This window comes from Pseudomonas lurida (assembly GCF_013522705.1).
In the GTDB taxonomy this organism is placed as follows: Bacteria; Pseudomonadota; Gammaproteobacteria; order Pseudomonadales; family Pseudomonadaceae; genus Aquipseudomonas; species Aquipseudomonas quebecensis.
The window spans coordinates 95683-113779 of the sequence record NZ_JAAMRE010000004.1; the positions used below are offsets into that span (position 1 = coordinate 95683).

Below are 18097 nucleotides of genomic sequence, written 5' to 3' on the forward strand. Positions count from 1 at the left end.
GCCATGCGCTGGGTGTGTATTGTCTTCCCGCAATTGGCGCTGGACGGGGTGCAGCGCCTGCACCCCGAGCCGGATGCGCCCCTGGCCTTGCTCGCCGGTACGCCGCAGCGGCGCGTGCTGCAAACCGTCAATGCCGCCGCGCGTGCGTTGGGCTTGCGGCCCGGTCAGTCCCTGACGGCGGCCCATGCGTTGGTCAAAGCCTTTGCCAGCGCCGAATACGACCCCGTACAGATTGAGCGTTGGCAGCAATTTCTGGCGGCCTGGGCCTACCGTTTCAGTTCCCAGGTCAGCGTGTATTACCCCCGCGCCTTGCTGTTTGAAATCGAATCGAGCCTGGGGCTGTTCGGGCCCTGGCCGCTGTTCGAAGCGCGCCTGCGCAAGGAGTTGACCGAGCTGGGCTTTCGCCACCGCATCGTCGCCGCGCCCAATCCGGCGGCGGCGCGGGTGCTGGCCAATCTCTACGATGGCCTGGCCGTGGCCGATGACGCCGCCTTGCTGCAGGCCCTGGCCCCGGTGCCCATCGACCGCGCGGGCCTGGAGCCACAGGCAGCCACCGCATTGTCGCGCATGGGCCTGCGCACCCTGGCCCACGTGCAGGCGTTGCCTCGGCACACCCTGGCGCGTCGGTTTGAGGCAGGGCTGCTTCAGCACCTGGATGCCTTGAGCGGCAGGCGCCCGTTGGCACTGGACTTTTACCAGCCGCCGGACCAGTTCGATGTGCGCATCGAACTGAATTTCGACGTGCATTCCCACCAGGCGCTGCTGTTCCCGCTGCGACGCTTGACCGCCGACTTGTCCGCCTTCCTCTGTGGTCGCGACAGTGGCGTGCAACGTTTCGACCTGCACCTGGAGCACGCCCAGGCCGCCGACAGCGTGATCAAGGTCGGCCTGCTCAGCGCCGAGCGCGAACCGGGCATGTTGTTCGAATTGGCCCGTGGGCGCCTGGAGCAAGTGCAGGTCAGTGCACCGGTGCGCGGCCTTCGCCTGCTGGCCGAAGACCTGCCGGTATTTGTGCCGCAACGCCAGGACCTGTTCGACGAGCGCCCGCAACAAACCCTGCCCTGGGAGCAATTGCGTGAACGCCTGCGCGCGCGCCTGGGGGATGACGCCGTGCAGGGCCTGCGCTTTCATGCCGACCATCGTCCGGAGTGTGCCTGGCAAGCGGCGGCCGACCCGCGTGCCTGCCAGGGCTTGAACAAGGTGCAGCGCCCCGGCTGGCTGCTGCCGCAACCGAGCCCGCTGGCCGAGCAGGGCGTGCATATCCTGATGGGCCCGGAGCGCATCGAGTCCGGTTGGTGGGACGGCGCCGACATCCGCCGCGATTATTACCTGGTGCAGACCCGCACCGGCCAGCGCGGCTGGGCTTTTCGCAACGTGGGGCAGAGCGATGGCTTATGGCTGCAAGGCTGGTTCGCATGAGCTACGCCGAGCTGCATTGCCTGTCCAATTTCAGTTTCCAGCGCGGTGCATCCAGCGCGCTGGAATTGTTCGAGCGGGCCAAGGCCCAAGGCTACAGTGCGCTGGCAATCACCGATGAGTGCAGCCTGGCGGGCATCGTGCGCGCCTGGCAGGCGGCCAAGGCGGTGGACTTGCCGCTGATTATCGGCAGCGAGGTACGCCTGGAAAACGGCCCGAAACTGGTGCTGCTGGTGCAAGACCTCAGCGGCTACCAGCACCTGTGCCGGCTGATCACCGTGGCGCGCCGCCGCGTGGAAAAAGGCAGTTATCGCCTGCTGCAAGAGGATTTCGATCAACCGATGCCCGGCCTGCTGGCGTTGTGGGTGGCGGCTGACGACGACACCCAGGCGTCGATCCAATGGCTGCGCCGCACGTTCGCCGAGCGCCTGTGGCTGGCGGTGCATCTGCATTGCGGCCAGGACGATACGCGCCACTTGCAGCAACGCCTGAACCTGGCCGCCAGCCTGCAAATACCGGCGGTGGCCTGTGGCGATGTGCATATGCATGTGCGTGGGCGCCGCGCGCTGCAAGACACCATGACTGCCATCCGCCATCACGTCAGCGTGGCCGAGGCCGGCACGCGCCTGCACCCCAATGGCGAGCGGCACCTGCGCAGCCTGGATGCCCTCGGCGCGCTGTACCCGCAGGCGCTGCTCGACGAAAGCCTGGCTATCGCGCGCCGCTGCACCTTCGACCTTGGCCAGTTGCGCTACCACTACCCGCGTGAATTGGTGCCCGAGGGGTATACCGCTAAAACCTGGCTGCGGGCCGTCACCGAAGAAGGCATGGCGCGGCGCTGGCCCCACGGCGTCGAGGCCAAGACGTTAAAGCAGATCGACCACGAACTGGAGCTGATCAGCGATCTGGGCTACGAAAGCTATTTCCTCACGGTACATGACATCGTGCGCTTCGCCCGCAGCCGTTCGATCCTGTGCCAGGGGCGCGGTTCGGCGGCCAATTCGGCGGTGTGTTTTGCCCTGGGCATCACCGAGATCGACCCGAGCCTGACCAGCCTGCTGTTCGAGCGCTTTCTGTCCAAGGAACGCAATGAACCGCCGGATATCGACGTGGACTTCGAACACGAACGCCGCGAAGAAGTGCTGCAGTACGTGTTCCAGCGCTACGGCCGCCACCGCGCGGCATTGACGGCGGTGGTCAGCACGTATCACGCCGCCGGCGCGGTACGTGACGTGGCCAAGGCCCTGGGTCTGCCGCCGGACCAGATCAACGCCCTGGCCGATTGCTGCGGGCGCTGGAGTGACGATGCGCCGCCCCTGGAGCGCCTGCGTGAAGCAGGCTTCGACCCGCACACGCCGATCCTGCATCGCGTGTTGACCCTCACCCAGCAACTGATCGGCTTCCCTCGGCACCTGTCCCAGCATCCCGGCGGTTTCGTGATTTCCGAATACCCGCTGGACACCCTGGTGCCGGTGGAAAACGCCGCCATGGCCGAGCGCACCATCATCCAGTGGGACAAGGACGACCTCGACGCGGTGGGCCTGCTCAAGGTCGATATTCTTGCCCTGGGTATGCTCAGCGCGATCCGTCGCTGCTTCGATTTGCTGCGCCAGCATCGCGGTCGCGACCTGTCGCTGGCTGGCATCCCCAAGGATGACCCGGCCACCTACGCCATGATCAGCAAGGCCGACACCATTGGCGTGTTCCAGATCGAATCGCGGGCGCAGATGGCCATGCTGCCACGGCTCCGGCCCAAGGCCTTTTATGACCTGGTGATCGAGGTCGCCATTGTGCGGCCCGGGCCGATTCAGGGCGGCATGGTGCATCCGTACCTGCGGCGGCGTAACAATGAAGAACCGACGACTTATCCATCCCCGCAATTGAAAACCGTGTTGGAACGCACCCTGGGCATCCCGCTGTTCCAGGAGCAGGTGATGCAGATCGCCATGGTGGCCGCCGACTACAGCCCCGGCGAGGCTGACCAGCTGCGCCGCTCCATGGCCGCCTGGAAACGCCACGGTGGTCTTGAACCGCACCGCGAGCGGTTGCGCGATGGGATGCTCAAAAACGGCTACACCGAGGCCTTCGCCGCGCAGATTTTCGAGCAGATCAAGGGCTTCGGCAGCTACGGTTTCCCGGAATCCCACGCGGCCAGTTTCGCCTTGCTGACCTATGCCAGTTGCTGGCTCAAATGCCATGAACCGGCGGCGTTTGCCTGCGCGCTGATCAACAGTTGGCCCATGGGGTTCTACAGCCCGGACCAGATCCTGCAGGATGCGCGGCGTCACCGCTTGCAGGTCCGCCCGGTGGATGTGCAGGCCAGCGACTGGGATTGCAGCCTGGAGCCCATCGACGGTGCGCAACCGGCGATTCGCATGGGCCTGCGCTTGATCTCGGGGTTTCGCGAAGAGGATGCCCGACGCATCGTAGCGGCGCGCCGGCAGCAGCCATTCAGCGATATCGCCGACCTGGACCGGCGTGCCGAGCTGGACTCGCGTGCCCAGGCGTTGCTCGCCGATGCCGGTGCCCTGCGCGCCCTGGCCGGCAATCGCCACCGCGCACGCTGGGAGGTGGCGGGGGTGCATAAACAACTGGGGCTGTTTGCCGGCCTGCCCAGTCCTGACGAAGCCGCGGTGGCATTGCCGGCGCCCACGGTCAGCGAAGACCTGCACGCCGACTACGCCACCCTCGGCACCACCCTCGGCCCGCATCCGCTGGCGTTGCTGCGCGCCGAGCTGCGCCAGCGTCGCTGCCGCAGCTCCCGCGAGCTGATGGCCGTGGAGCATGGGCGCAACGTCAGCGTCGCCGGGCTGGTCACCGGGCGGCAACGGCCCGGCACCGCCAGCGGGGTGACATTCGTGACCCTGGAGGATGAATTCGGCAACCTGAACGTGGTGGTCTGGCGCGACCTCGCCGAACGCCAGCGCCTGGCCCTGGTGGGATCGCGCCTGCTCAAGGTCGATGGGCGCTGGGAAGCGGTGGGCGAGGTGCGGCATCTGATCGCCGGGCGGCTGACCGATCTGTCCGCCCTGCTCGATGGCATGGATGTACGCAGCCGGGATTTTCACTGAGCCAAGTAGCGTGTGCGGCGAATTGCCCCTAACGTATGCAAATGAAACGATCCGCCCCTGGCGCGCTCCAACCGTTGCGACCGTCCTTTCTCTGCGCAGAGCCGAACGATGCAATTTTTATCCAACCCACACGGCTGTGAAGGTTGGGCCGGTGAAATGGCCCAGCGTATTCGCGCATTTGACTGGTCAACCACCGACCTTGGGCCGATCGATCGATGGTCCACCAGCCTGGCCTGCACCGTGCAAATGATGCTGGCGTCCCCCGTGCCGATGGTGATGCTGTGGGGGCGGGCGGGGTACATGATTTACAACGACAGTTACTCGGCCTTTGCCGGTGGCCGTCACCCTTATCTGTTGGGCACGCCGGTTGAGCTGGGCTGGCCGGAAGTGGCGGATTTCAACCGCCATGTGGTGGATACCTGCCTGGCCGGCGGCACCTTGTCGTTCAACAACAAAGACCTGGTGCTGTTGCGCAACGGCCAGCCGGAGACCGTGTGGCTGGACTTGTATTACAGCCCCGTGGCCGGCGATAACCAGCAACCGGCCGGGGTGTTGGCGATCGTGGTGGAAACCACTGAGCTGGTCAAATCCGAACAGGTGCGCCAGGAGCTCACGCACAACCTGGAGCAACGGGTGGCCGCTGAAGTGCAGGCGCGATCCGCCGCCGAGGACCAGTTGCGTCAATCGCAGAAACTGGAGGCCATTGGCGGCCTCACCGGCGGCGTGGCCCACGACTTCAATAACCTGCTGCAAGTGATCTCCGGCAACCTGCATTTGCTGGCCCGCCATGAACCGGACAATGTACATGTGCAACGCCGTGTCAGCGCCGCGATTGCCGCAGTGGACCGTGGTGCCAAGCTGTCGGCGCAATTGCTCGCGTTTGCCCGGCGCCAGCCGCTGTCGCCGGCGGTGTACAACCCGCTGCGCATCTACGAAACCCTGGGCGAGTTGCTGCAGCGCGCCCTCGGTGAAACCATTCATATCGACGTACAACTGCCCCGCGACCCCTGGTGCATCCATGTCGACCGCCATCAACTGGAAAACGCCTTGCTCAACCTGGCGATCAACGCCCGGGATGCGATGAAAGGCGAGGGCGTGATTCGCATCAGCGGCGAAAACATCATCCTCAATCCCGACGATTGCGTGGGCAAAAGCGTGAATCCCGGTGAATACGTGCGTCTGTCCGTAGCCGATACCGGGGTAGGTATGTCGCCGGCAATTCAGGCCAAAGTGTTCGAGCCTTTCTTCACCACCAAGCGCGACGGTCACGGCACGGGCCTGGGCTTGAGCATGGTGTTCGGCTTTGTGCGCCAGAGCGGCGGTCACGTGGACGTGTGCAGCGAAGAGGGCAAGGGCACCGTGGTGCAGTTGTATTTTCCGCGCAGCCTGGGCGAGGAATGCGCCGAAGTGCCGGCCGAGCCGCTCGTCACCGAATATGGGCAGGAAACCATTCTGGTCGTCGAGGACAACGAAGGCGTGCGCTTGACCGTGGTGGAAGTGCTCGAACAATCGGGCTACACCGTGCTCACCGCCGAAGACGGCGACCAGGCCATGCGCAAGCTACAAGCGGGCCTGCAGCCGGAGCTGATTTTTACCGATGTGGTGATGCCGGGCCGGGTCAAAAGCACCGACCTGGCCGAGTGGGCCCGCGAACAGAGCCCGCCGGTGCCGGTGTTGTTCACCTCCGGCCACACCCGCGACATTCTCTCCAGCAACCATCTGCTGACTCCCGACATTCATCTACTGAGCAAGCCCTACAGCCCCGAAGCCCTGACGCAACGGGTGCGCAGCGTGCTCACCGCTCGATAAGGTTGACTATGACCTCACAACGCAACCTCCCGCCGACCACGTCCCCGCGCGCCGGCTTTGTGCGCGTGCGCGGCGCCCGTGAACACAACCTGCGCAACGTCGATGTGGACATTCCGCGCGATGCCCTGGTGGTGTTCACCGGCGTGTCCGGCTCGGGCAAGTCGTCCCTGGCGTTTTCCACCGTGTATGCCGAGGCTCAGCGTCGCTATTTCGAATCGGTGGCGCCGTATGCGCGGCGCCTGATCGATCAGGTCGGCGTGCCGGATGTGGACAGCATCGAAGGCCTGCCGCCGGCCGTGGCCCTGCAACAGCAACGCGGCACGCCAAGTGCGCGCTCGTCGGTGGGCAGTGTGACCACCCTGTCGAGCCTGATTCGCATGCTGTACTCCCGCGCCGGTCAGTACCCGGCGGGGCAGGCCATGCTGTATGCCGAGGATTTCTCGCCGAACCTGCCCCAGGGCGCATGCCCGCAATGCCATGGCCTGGGTCGCGTGTATGAGGTGACCGAGGCGCTGATGGTGCCCGATCCGTCGTTGAGCATCCGGCAGCGCGCGGTGGCGTCCTGGCCGCTGGCATGGCAGGGCCAGAACCTGCGCGACATCCTGGTGACCCTGGGGTACGACGTGGATATTCCTTGGCGCGACCTGCCGAAAAAGCAGCGCGACTGGATTCTCTTCACCGAGGAAACGCCCACCGTGCCGGTGTACGCCGGCTTCACCCCTGAGCAGACTCGCGAGGCGCTCAAGCGCAAGCTGGAGCCCAGCTACCAAGGTACGTTCAGCGGCGCGCGGCGCTATATCCTGCACACCTTCAGCCACACTCAGAGCGCGCTGATGAAAAAGCGTGTCTCGCAGTTTATGCAGGGCAGCCCTTGCCCGCTGTGCGAGGGCAAACGCCTGAACCGCGCGGCGTTGTCGGTGAAGTTCGCCGGGGTGGACATCGGTGAGTTGTCGCAGCTGTCGTTGAGCCAATTGGCCGACTTGCTGCGGCCGGTGGCGGCGGGGCAGGACCGTATGAAATTGTCGGTGGAAAAACGCCTGGCGGCCCAGCGTATCGCTGAGGATTTGCTTGAGCGCGTCGGCACGCTGATCGAACTGGGCCTGGGCTACCTGTCCCTGGAGCGCAGCACGCCGAGCTTGTCGTCCGGCGAATTGCAGCGTTTGCGCCTGGCCACTCAACTGGGCTCGCAATTGTTCGGCGTGATCTATGTGCTGGACGAGCCTTCGGCCGGGCTGCATCCGGCGGATGGAGAAGCGCTGTTTACCGCATTGGAGCGTTTGAAGGCGGCGGGCAATTCATTGTTTGTGGTCGAGCATGACCTGGAAACCATGCGCCGCGCCGACTGGCTGATCGATGTCGGCCCGGCTGCCGGCGAGCAGGGCGGGCAAGTGCTGTACAGCGGCCCGCCCGCCGGCCTGGCCGAGGTGCAGGCGTCGCAGACCCGTGAGTACCTGTTTGCCGCTCCGCGCCCGGCCGCCGCCGCGCGTCGTGAGCCCAGCGCCTGGCTGGCGCTGGAGGGCGTAACGCGCAATAACCTCAAGGACCTGAACGTCGATTTCCCGTTGGGCTGTTTTACCGCCGTTACCGGCGTGTCCGGTTCGGGCAAGTCCAGCCTGGTCAGCCAGGCATTGCTGGAACTGGTGGGTAGCGGTCTGGGGCGCGTGGTGGAAGCCGATGAAGAACCGAGCCTGGAAGACGACGCGCCGCAAACCAGCGGCGGGCGTATCGGCGCCGGGCTGGAACATATCCGGCGCCTGGTGCAGGTGGATCAGAAGCCCATCGGCCGCACGCCGCGCTCCAACCTGGCGACCTACACCGGGCTGTTCGACAACGTGCGCAAACTGTTTGCCGCCACGCCGGCGGCGAAGAAGCGCGGTTACGATGCCGGGCAGTTCTCCTTCAACGTCGCCAAGGGCCGCTGCCCGAACTGCGAGGGCGAAGGCTTTGTCAGCGTCGAATTGCTTTTTATGCCGAGCGTTTACGCACCGTGCCCGACCTGCCATGGCGCGCGCTACAACCCCCAGACCCTGGCGGTCAAGTGGCAAGGCCTGAACATCGCTCAGGTACTGGGGCTGACGGTGGACCAGGCGGTGGAGGTGTTTGCCGACCAACCGGGTGTGCTGCGCTCGTTGCAGGTGCTGCGGGATATCGGTCTGGGTTACCTGCGCCTGGGCCAACCGGCCACCGAACTGTCCGGTGGCGAAGCGCAGCGCATCAAACTGGCCACCGAACTGCAACGCAATGCTCGCGGTGCCACGTTGTATGTGCTGGATGAGCCCACCACCGGATTGCATCCACGGGATGTCGATCGCCTGCTCAGCCAGCTCAACCAACTGGTGGATGCCGGGCATACGGTGATCGTGGTGGAGCACGAAATGCGCGTAGTGGCGCAGAGTGACTGGGTGATCGATATCGGGCCGGGCGCAGGGGACCTGGGTGGGCAGGTGGTGGCCAGTGGCACACCGCACACGGTGGCCAAGAACAAGAAGAGTCGGACGGCACCGTTTTTGCGGCGCGAGCTGGTTTAGCCGGTAGCCTCGCGGGAAGGGCTGGCCCTTGATGGCTTCGGTGCACGGCCATTGGCCTCCCGTTCTTCCCCGGAATTGGCTATTCCACGGCTCACACGTCCTGACTAACCTGAGCGCCAACCCATTCTCGGAAGAACCCCATGCAAACCCGTACCGATTTCTACACCGCGTCCCCCGATGCCATGAAGGCCATGCTCGCCCTGGAGACCGCCGTCGGCAGACTCTCCATCGAACTGCCGCTGCTGGAACTGATTCGCCTGCGGGTCTCGCAGATCAACGGCTGTGCTTTCTGCCTGGACATGCACACCGCCGACGCCCGCAAGGGCGGTGAGACCGAGCGGCGTCTGTACACGCTGTCGGCCTGGCGCGAGACGCCGTTCTTCACGCCGCGTGAGCGCGCCGCACTGGCCTGGGCCGAAAGCCTGACCCTGCTCAGCCAGACGCACGCGCCGGATGCGGACTACACCGCGCTGGCGGCCGAATTCAGCGCTCAGGAACAGGTCGATTTGAGCCTGGCCATTGCTGCCATCAACAGTTGGAACCGCCTTGCCGTGGGTTTTCGCAAAATGCCCAAGTAATGCCTTAGAAATTGACCGTTGCGCTCAGGCGCGCCGTCAGTGGTGCGCCCTGGAACAGGTAGTCGTCGCCCAGGTACTCGCCGGCATCGCGCCAGTAACGTTTGTCGAACAGGTTGTCGACGCTCAGGCGCAATACGGTTTCGTAACCGTCGAGGTGGGTGGTGTAGCGGCTGCCGACGTTGACCACCGCGTAATCGCCCACCTGCACATTGCCGCTGCGGTTGGCGTACTTCTTGGCGCTGTATTGCACGCCACCCAGCACCGCCAGGCCATTGACCCACGGCAGCGCATAGTCGGCGTATAGGCTGGCGCGCAGCTTGGGCACGTTGATCGCCTGGTGCCCTTCATAGGCCGCCGTGCCGCTGCCGCTCACCCGTGCACGAATCGCCGCCACGCTGGTGGCGATCTGCAAACGGTCGGTGGCCCAGCCATTGGCCGACACTTCCAGCCCGGTGTTTTTCTGCTCGCCCTGCTGCACATAGGTGAAGCTGCCGGCGCCGTCGGGTCGGGCGTATTGGTAGCCCTGTCGGGTCTGGAACAGCGCGGCGGCGAAGCTGATGCGGCGCCAGTCGTATTTGACGCCGGCCTCGATCTGTCGCGAGGTGGTCGGTGCCAGGGTCTCACTGGCATTGGTCGCGAACCATGGCGCGGTGCCTCCCAGAGACAAGCCTTTGCCGTAGCGGGTGTATAGCGAAACGCTGTCCACCGGCTTATAGATCAGCGCCGCCTGGGGTAGAAACACGTATTGCTGCGTGTGGCGGGACGGGTTGCCGTCGCTGTCGAACGCCTGTTCATCGAGGCGCACTTCACGCCCGCCGAGGACCGTTTGCCACTGCTCGTTGAAGCGCAGGCGATCCGTGACGAACAGGCCGTACTGGCGGCTGTCGAGGGTGCGATGGCTGTCGTTGAGCGGCACGTCGGTCGGCGCGAAGGTGGCGGCGTCCTGGTGGATGTTGCCGCTGCCGATCCACTCGTTGACGGGTTTGCGCTGGTCGATCACTCGACGAAACGCGCTGGTGCCGAAGGTCAATTCGTGGCCCAGGCCCGCGGTGTCGAACCGGCCGGTCATGGCGACCTGCACCTCGTCGTCGCGGCGCGTGTCGTCGGGGCTGCGGTAGTCGTAGATGTCGTAGTCGCCTTCGGGGCTGAAGGTGTTGGCATTGCAGCTGCCGATGTAATAGCAACCCCAGGCAAATGAGCTGTAGTCATCGATCACCACTTTGCTGCGCGCGGCGCTGATCTGGGCTGTCCATTGATCGTTGAAGCGATAGTCGAACGTGCCGTTGAGGTTCAGCGAATCGATGTCCACCGGTTTGGCGCCGCTCTGGTGCCCCAGCAGTTTCTTCGGCGAGGCCCCATGGGGCACTGCGCTGCCGCCCAGCAACTGATAACCCGGCACCGAGCGCTGTTGTTTGTTCTGGTATTCGGCGTCCAGTTGCAGCACGGCGTCGGGGCTGATGTTCCAGTCGAACGCCAGGGCCAGGAAATCGCGCTGGCCGTTGGCGTGTTCCACGTAGGAATGCAGGTCTTCATGAGCGACGTTGGCCCTCAGGCCGAACTGCTGCTCGCTGCCGAACCAGCCACCGACATCGGTGACCAGGTAACCGCTGCCGCGATCGTCGGTGGACACGGTCACCGAGCGCACCTCTTCCGGGCGCTTGGTGACATAGTTGATCGCGCCGCTGGGTTCGGAAATGCCGCTCTGCAAGCCCGCCAGGCCCTTGAGCACTTCCACCTGCTGCTTGTTTTCCAGGGCGACGTTCTGTTCGCCGGTGATGGTGCGCCCATTGATCTTGTAGCTGCTGGCCGCGTTCAGCGAAAAACCGCGCACCACGAAGTTTTCGTAGTAGCCGATGGGCGCATAGCTGTCGCCCACCGACGCATCGTTGCGCAGCACTTCACTGAGCAGGCGCGCTTGCTGGTCCTTGATCAGCGCGGCGTTGAACACGCTGACCGAGGCTGCGGTGTCGAGCAGCGGTGTTTCATGGAAGCCGCCGACCGAGGCGGTTTCGGCGCGATAGCCGGACGTATCTTCGCCCTGTACCTGCAGCGCCGGCAGTTCCAGCGCGGCCGCCAGGCTGTTGCCGATGCCGCCGCTGAGCAGCAGGCCGAGGGCAACACGTGAAGTGACGACGGGGCGAAAACGCAAAACCATGGGCTGGGCCTTAGAGCGCGGGGCAGGGGGCGCATAAGCTAGGCATTACGGCGCGGTTTTACAAGCGAGACGTCCCGTCTCAGCTCCCACGCCGAAGCCTTGCCGGCTCGACAGCCCGCGCCTGCACCTGCGATAGACACGGCTTCTTTCATCATTGCAGGAGATCGTCATGGGTATCGCTGGAAAAGTTGCGCTGGTCACCGGCGCCGGGCAGGGCATCGGCCGGGCCATTGCCTTGCGCCTGGCTCAGGAGGGCGCCGATATCGCCCTGGTGGACATCAATGGTGCCAAACTCGCCGCCGTGGCCACCGAAATCACGGCCAGCGGACGCAAGGCGTCGGTGTTTATCGCCGATGTGTCCAAGCGCGAACAGGTTGTGGCGGCGGTGGAGCATGCGCACCAGACCCTGGGCGGCTTCGACATCATCGTCAACAACGCCGGGGTGGCGCAGATCGATGCACTGCTGGAGGTGACCCCGGAACAGGTCGAACGCACCTTGGGTATCAATGTGCAGGGCGTGTTGTGGGGCATCCAGGCCGCCGGCAAGAAATTCAAGGCGCTGGGGTGCAAGGGCAAGATTATCAACGCCTGCTCCATCGCCGGCCATGAAGGGTTTGCGCTGCTGGGCGTGTACTCGGCCACCAAGTTCGCCGTGCGTGCGCTGACCCAGGCGGCGGCCAAGGAGCTGGCCAGCGCGGGGATCACCGTCAATGCCTACTGCCCGGGCGTCGTGGGCACCGATATGTGGGTGGAGATCGACAAGCGCATGGCTGAGATCACTGGGGCCGAGGTGGGCGCGACCTACAAGCAATACGTGGACGGCATCGCCCTGGGCCGCGCCGAAACCCCGGAGGATGTGGCGGGGCTGGTGGCGTTCCTGGCGGGGCCGGATGCGGACTACATGACGGGGCAGTCGCCCTTGATCGATGGTGGGTTGGTCTACCGCTGATCTCGCAAAGCGTGCGTTGGTGGTGGTTCAGTTAGTATTTTTTTCGCTGACCCACCGCCATCGGGGGCAAGCCCCCTCCCACATTACCTGCGACAGCGAGGTCCCACTGTGGGAGGGGGCTTGCCCCCGATAGCTTTCGCTCAGGCAACATGTGTGTCACTGACACGCCGCTATGAGCGACCTCACTGTGTCAGGGAAGCCTTGCCGGGCATATCGATGCCCAGTTGGTTGACTCGGCGGTACAGGGTGGCTCTGGAAATGCCCAGCGCCTGGGCGGTCGGTGTTGGTTTCCAGCGATGCCGGATCAGCGCATCCAGTACCACTTGCCGTTCCGGGCTGGCGCTCTGTTCGGTCGGCGCCGCGACCTGTTCGCCGCGCACTTCCACCGGCAGATCCGCCAGTTGCAGGGTTTGGCCGTCGCACACCGCGCAGGCATACGCCAGCACATGCCGCAGTTGCCTCACATTGCCGGGCCAGCCATGGCTCAACAACACTTCAAGCGCCGCCTGGCTGATGCCCAGTGCGACCGTGCCGCGCTGTGATTCCTGCTCCAGCAGGCGGTGGATCAGGGCCAGTTTGTCGGTGCGATCGCGCAACGGCGGCAGGCTGACCCGGGCGCAGCCGAGGCGAAAGTACAAGTCTTCGCGAAAGCGCCCCTCGCTTACCAGCGCCGCCAGATCGCGGTGGCTGGCGCAGATCACCTGGATATCCACCGTGCGGGTTCTGGCCGCGCCCAGGGGCGCCACTTCACCCTCGGCCATGACCCGCAACAGGCGGGTCTGCAACGCCAGCGGCATGTCGCCGATCTCATCGAGGAACAGCGTGCCGCCGTCGGCCTGCACCAACAGGCCGGGCATGCCTTTGCTGGAGGCACCGGTAAACGCCCCTGCCACATAGCCGAACAGCTCGCTTTCAATCAGGTTTTCCGGGATCGCCGCGCAGTTCACCGCCACGAATGGGCCCTGGCGGCGCGCACTGCGTTCATGCAACTGGCGCGCGAAGACTTCCTTGCCGGCACCGGTTTCGCCTTGCACCAGCACCGGCAGGTTGCGGTCCTTGACCCGTACGGCCAGGCGCAGGTGTTCTTCCACACGGGGGTCGACCTGATGGCTCGGCGCCGCGCGCGTGCGCGAACAACGTTGGGGCGTGTTGACCCGCACATGCAGCGCGCCGGGTTCGCCCAGCCAGTGCAACTGTTGGGCACGCTGGTCGGTCACCGCACGCAAGGCATCCAAGTCGAATACTTCACCGATATGCGTCGGCACCTGGCCGAAGCGTCGACGCAGGGCCTGGCGTGCCTTGCTGTTGAGGGCCTGCAGGCACCCGTCCTGGTCCCAGGCCAGCAGCAGGTCGGGCTGGCTGTCCACATAGCCCGGTGTGCTGTGCGCCTGCAGCACCCAATGCTGGCGGGCGCTGTGCATGAAGAACGCATTCTCGATGGCCTGGGCGCTCTGGGCCACCATCTGGCGCACCAGGTGCTGGCTACGCCGGTCATCCGGCGACTTGAGCGCCGAGGCGTCCATCACCCCCAGCAGATTGCCCTGCGGATCGAAGATCGGCGCGGCGGAGCAGGTCAGGCCGATGAACGCCGCGCGAAAGTGATCGCGTTTGTGCACGGTCACCGCTGCCTTGCTGGTCAATACCGTGGCCACGCCGCAGGTGCCTTCTTCGGCTTCCGACCAGCAGGTGCCCAGGTACAGACCGGCCTTGCGACAGTCGCTGCGAATGCTGCTGTCTACGCGGTGGTCGAGGGTCTGGCCCTGGGCGTCGGTAAGCATCACGCAGTAGTCGGCATGACGCACGCGATGGTGCAGTTGCCCGACTTCTTCGCTGGCGATGCGCATGAACAGCTCGGCGCGTTCGCGGCATTCCTTGAGCAAGGGTTCGCTGAGGATACGGGGGCCCTGCAGGGAGCCTGGGTCCAGGTGGTGTTGTTCCATGGAGCGGCGCCAGGAATCGAAAATCAATGCGGGCACCGGTGCCTGGGGCAGGCGATCGGCATTGCGGACCACGCGACTGACGCAGTCGACGTGCTCCCTGGAGTTCGCGGCGAGCATAGGGCCTCCGGTTCTCGAGCTTTGTTGTTATGCCCGCCATTAAGCGCCTGCGCGCGCGGGTGGACAAGGGCGGGCTGACCAACTGCCGACGCTGAGACGCAGCGTCTCATTTGCCTTGAGACGCCATCGGCAAGCTGCGCTGCAACGTCTCATTCCGAGTGTATTGAGTGCGCACGTACAAGGGGGCGGCACTGCTCTGGATCAACGCTTTGCCAGGTTCCTGGCGGTTATGGCACAGGCTGTGCTGAGTGGCCTGTAGCTGGTCGACGCCAGCCTTTTGTGTGTCGAGACAACCTGGAGAACAACAAGATGTCCACCCACCTGTCCACCGATCAATTGCTGCATGCCTACACTGTGATGCGCACCATCCGTGATTTCGAAGAACGCCTGCATGTGGAATTCGCCACCGGCGAGATTCCCGGCTTCGTGCATTTGTATGCCGGCCAGGAAGCCAGTGCCGCCGGGGTCATGGCCCATCTTAACGATGACGATTGCATCGCCTCCAACCACCGTGGCCACGGTCATTGCATCGCCAAGGGGGTGGATGTGTTCGGCATGATGGCCGAGATCTACGGCAAGAAAACCGGCGTCTGCGGCGGTAAGGGCGGCTCCATGCACATCGCCGATCAGGAGAAAGGCATGCTCGGCGCCAATGGCATCGTCGGTGCCGGCGCACCGTTGGCGGCCGGTGCGGCGTTGGCCGCCAGGCTCAAGGGCAGCCAGGGCGTGGCCGTGGCATTTTTTGGCGATGGCGGCTCCAACGAGGGCGCGGTGTTCGAGGCGATGAACCTGGCCTCGATCATGAAATTGCCCTGTCTGTTCGTCGCCGAAAACAACGGCTATGCCGAAGCCACCGGTTCCGGCTGGTCGGTGGCGTGCAAGGACATCGCCGAGCGCGCCGTGGGATTTGGCATGCCGGGGGTGATCGTCGATGGCAACGATTTCTTCGCCGTGCACGCGGCGCTGGGCGTGGCCGTAGAGCGTGCACGCAACGGCGAAGGGCCGACGCTGGTGGAGGTCAAGTTGAGCCGTTTCTACGGCCACTTCGAAGGCGATGCCCAAACCTATCGCGGTGTGGATGAAGTGAAGAACCTGCGCGAAACCCAGGATTGCCTGGTGCTGTTCCGCCAGCGTTGCCAGGTCGAAGGCTGGTTGGACGCCGCGCAATTCGAGCGTATCGACGGCGAGGTCGCACAGTTGATCGAAGATGCCGTGCGCCTGGCCAAGTCCGATCCCAAGCCCCAGGCGGCCGATCTGCTCAGCGATGTCTACGTCGCCTACCGCTAATAACAACAAGACCCGGAGAGAATTTCATGGCTCGCAAAATCAGCTATCAGCAGGCAATCAACGAAGCCCTGGCCCAGGAGATGCGCCGCGACCAGAGCGTGTTCATCATCGGCCAGGATGTGTCCGGCGGCACCGGGTCGCCCGGCGAACAGGACGCCTGGGGCGGCGTGCTCGGCGTCACCAAAGGCCTGTACCCGGAGTTCCCCGAGCGCGTGCTGGATGCGCCGTTGTCCGAGGTCGGCTACGTGGGCATGGCCGTGGGCGCCGCCACCCGGGGCATGCGCCCGGTGTGCGAACTGATGTTCGTCGACTTTATCGGCTGTTGCCTTGACCAGTTGCTCAACCAGGCTGCCAAGTTTCGCTATATGTTCGGTGGCAAGACCACCACACCGCTGGTGATCCGCGCCATGTACGGCGCCGGCCTGCGCGCCGCCGCCCAGCACTCGCAGATGCTCACCTCGATGTGGACCCACATTCCCGGCCTGAAAGTGGTGTGCCCGGCCACGCCCTATGATGCCAAGGGCATGCTGATCCAGGCGATCCGCGATAACGACCCGGTGATCTTCCTCGAACACAAAATGCTCTACAGCCTGCAAGGCGACGTGCCCGAAGAGCTGTATACCGTGCCGTTCGGCGAGGCCAACTTTGTGCGCGAAGGCCGCGACGTGACCCTGGTAACTTACGGGCGCATGGTGCATATCGCCCTCGACGCCGCCGCCAACCTGGCACGCCAAGGCATCGACTGCGAAGTGTTGGACCTGCGCACCACCAGCCCACTGGATGAGGACAGCATCCTGGAAAGCGTGGAGAAAACCGGGCGCCTGGTGGTGATCGATGAGTCCAACCCGCGCTGCTCGATTGCCACCGACATCAGCGCCCTGGTGGCGCAGCGCGCATTCGCCGCACTGCGCGCGCCCATCGAAATGGTCACCGCGCCCCATACGCCGGTGCCGTTTTCCGATGCGCTGGAAGACCTGTACATCCCCGACGCCGCCAGGATCGAAGCCGCCGTGCTGAAGATCGCCGACAAGAGGAACGCCGCATGATCCATACCTTGACCATGCCCAAGTGGGGGCTATCGATGACTGAGGGCCGTATCGACACCTGGCTCAAGCAGCCGGGCGAGCGGGTGGAGAAGGGCGAAGAAGTGCTGGATGTGGAGACCGACAAAATTTCCAGCAGCGTCGAGGCGCCGTTCAGTGGCGTGTTGCGCCGAGTGCTGGCGCAGAGCGATGAAACCCTGCCGGTCGGCGCCTTGCTGGGGATTGTGGTGGAAGGTGAGGCCAGCGACGCCGAGATCGACGCGGTAATCGAACGCTTCCAGGCCGGGTTCGTGTCCAGTGCCGCCGAGGCCGAAACGGCGGGGCCGAGTGCGCAGAAAGTCGAGGTGGGCGGGCGCTTGCTGCGTTACCTGGACCTCGGCGAAGGCGGCACGCCGCTGGTGCTGGTGCATGGCTTTGGCGGCGACTTGAACAACTGGCTGTTCAACCAACCGGCCCTGGCCGCCGACCGCCGTGTGATCGCGCTCGACCTGCCGGGGCATGGCGAGTCGGGCAAGACGCTGCGCAGCGGCGACGCCTCGGAGTTGGCACAGGCGGTACTGGGCCTGCTCGATCATCTGCACGTGGAGCGCGTGCACCTGGCCGGCCATTCCATGGGCGGGCTGGTGGCCCTGACCGTTGCCGAGCAGGCGCCCGCGCGCGTGGTCTCGCTGACCCTGATCGCCAGCGCCGGCCTGGGTGCCGATATCAATGGCGATTATCTGCAAGGGTTTGCCGACGCTAACAATCGCAACGCCCTCAAGCCGCAGCTGGTGCAGTTGTTTAGCGATCCGGCGCTGGTGACGCGGCAGATGCTGGAGGACATGCTCAAGTTCAAACGGTTGGAGGGCGTGGATCAGGCGTTGCGCCAGCTCAATGGGGCGCTGTTCGAGGGCGGACGACAGAAGGTGGATGTGCGCCATGTTGTCGGTCGACAGCCGAGCCTGGTGATCTGGGGCAGCGACGACGCCATTATCCCGGCCGCTCATGCCCAAGGGCTGGAGGCCCAGGTGGAAATCCTGCCGGGGCAGGGGCATATGGTGCAGTTGGAGGCGGCGGAGCAGGTTAACCCGTTGATGCTGGCGTTCCTCAAGCGCCATTGAGCTGAGATCCGTGGGGCCTGACCCACTGCAATCGGGGGCAAACCCCCTCCCACAGTACTGACTGTGTGGGAGGGGGCTTGCCCCCGATTGCGAGGCGTCAGTCA

At 64.8% G+C, this 18097-nt stretch carries 11 protein-coding genes; 9 read left to right on the top strand and 2 right to left on the bottom strand.

Annotated elements, in window-relative coordinates; all coding sequences use genetic code 11:
- Nucleotides 1-3 precede the first annotated feature (3 nt).
- The 5 genes from G7025_RS05115 (at nucleotide 4) to G7025_RS05135 (ending at nucleotide 9402) form a co-directional block, all read left to right on the top strand.
- The gene (locus G7025_RS05115; protein WP_181077098.1) at nucleotides 4-1419 is read left to right on the top strand and encodes a Y-family DNA polymerase; all 1416 of its coding nucleotides are present in this window, start codon (nucleotides 4-6) and stop codon (nucleotides 1417-1419) included.
- Nucleotides 1395-4487 carry an error-prone DNA polymerase gene (locus G7025_RS05120; RefSeq protein WP_219855177.1) on the top strand — a complete coding sequence of 1031 codons (3093 nt, stop codon included), beginning with the start codon at nucleotides 1395-1397 and terminating at the stop codon, nucleotides 4485-4487. The genes G7025_RS05115 and G7025_RS05120 overlap by 25 nt, the downstream gene beginning before the upstream one ends.
- A 108-nt stretch (nucleotides 4488-4595) precedes the next feature.
- The gene (locus tag G7025_RS05125; protein ID WP_181077102.1) at nucleotides 4596-6296 is read left to right on the top strand and encodes an ATP-binding protein; all 1701 of its coding nucleotides are present in this window, start codon (nucleotides 4596-4598) and stop codon (nucleotides 6294-6296) included.
- A gap of 8 nt (nucleotides 6297-6304) precedes the next feature.
- The gene (gene uvrA, locus G7025_RS05130) at nucleotides 6305-8824 is read left to right on the top strand and encodes an excinuclease ABC subunit UvrA (protein WP_181077104.1); all 2520 of its coding nucleotides are present in this window, start codon (nucleotides 6305-6307) and stop codon (nucleotides 8822-8824) included.
- 140 nt (nucleotides 8825-8964) lie between these two features.
- On the top strand, nucleotides 8965-9402 hold the full coding sequence (locus G7025_RS05135) for a carboxymuconolactone decarboxylase family protein (protein WP_181077106.1): 438 nt from the start codon (nucleotides 8965-8967) through the stop codon (nucleotides 9400-9402).
- Between the two features lie 4 nt (nucleotides 9403-9406).
- Here the strand turns inward: G7025_RS05135 and G7025_RS05140 are convergent, their stop codons facing one another.
- Nucleotides 9407-11557 carry a TonB-dependent siderophore receptor gene (locus G7025_RS05140; RefSeq protein ID WP_181077108.1) on the bottom strand — a complete coding sequence of 717 codons (2151 nt, stop codon included), beginning with the start codon at nucleotides 11555-11557 and terminating at the stop codon, nucleotides 9407-9409.
- Between the two features lie 169 nt (nucleotides 11558-11726).
- Between G7025_RS05140 and G7025_RS05145 the strand changes: the two genes are divergently transcribed.
- Nucleotides 11727-12506 (top strand): acetoin reductase, encoded by a 780-nt coding sequence (locus G7025_RS05145; protein WP_181077110.1) that lies wholly within the window; start codon nucleotides 11727-11729, stop codon nucleotides 12504-12506.
- Nucleotides 12507-12688: 182 nt separating this feature from the next.
- Here the strand turns inward: G7025_RS05145 and G7025_RS05150 are convergent, their stop codons facing one another.
- Nucleotides 12689-14563 carry a sigma-54-dependent Fis family transcriptional regulator gene (locus tag G7025_RS05150; protein ID WP_181077112.1) on the bottom strand — a complete coding sequence of 625 codons (1875 nt, stop codon included), beginning with the start codon at nucleotides 14561-14563 and terminating at the stop codon, nucleotides 12689-12691.
- A 309-nt stretch (nucleotides 14564-14872) separates the two neighbouring features.
- Between G7025_RS05150 and G7025_RS05155 the strand changes: the two genes are divergently transcribed.
- From G7025_RS05155 to G7025_RS05165, 3 genes are read left to right on the top strand one after another with little or no spacing between them, the layout of a single operon-like run.
- The gene (locus tag G7025_RS05155) at nucleotides 14873-15850 is read left to right on the top strand and encodes a thiamine pyrophosphate-dependent dehydrogenase E1 component subunit alpha (protein WP_181077114.1); all 978 of its coding nucleotides are present in this window, start codon (nucleotides 14873-14875) and stop codon (nucleotides 15848-15850) included.
- A gap of 26 nt (nucleotides 15851-15876) precedes the next feature.
- Nucleotides 15877-16896, top strand: coding sequence for an alpha-ketoacid dehydrogenase subunit beta (locus G7025_RS05160; protein ID WP_181077116.1), 1020 nt, complete (start codon nucleotides 15877-15879; stop codon nucleotides 16894-16896).
- Nucleotides 16893-17993 (top strand): acetoin dehydrogenase dihydrolipoyllysine-residue acetyltransferase subunit, encoded by a 1101-nt coding sequence (locus G7025_RS05165; protein ID WP_181077118.1) that lies wholly within the window; start codon nucleotides 16893-16895, stop codon nucleotides 17991-17993. The genes G7025_RS05160 and G7025_RS05165 overlap by 4 nt, the downstream gene beginning before the upstream one ends.
- Nucleotides 17994-18097 lie beyond the last annotated feature (104 nt).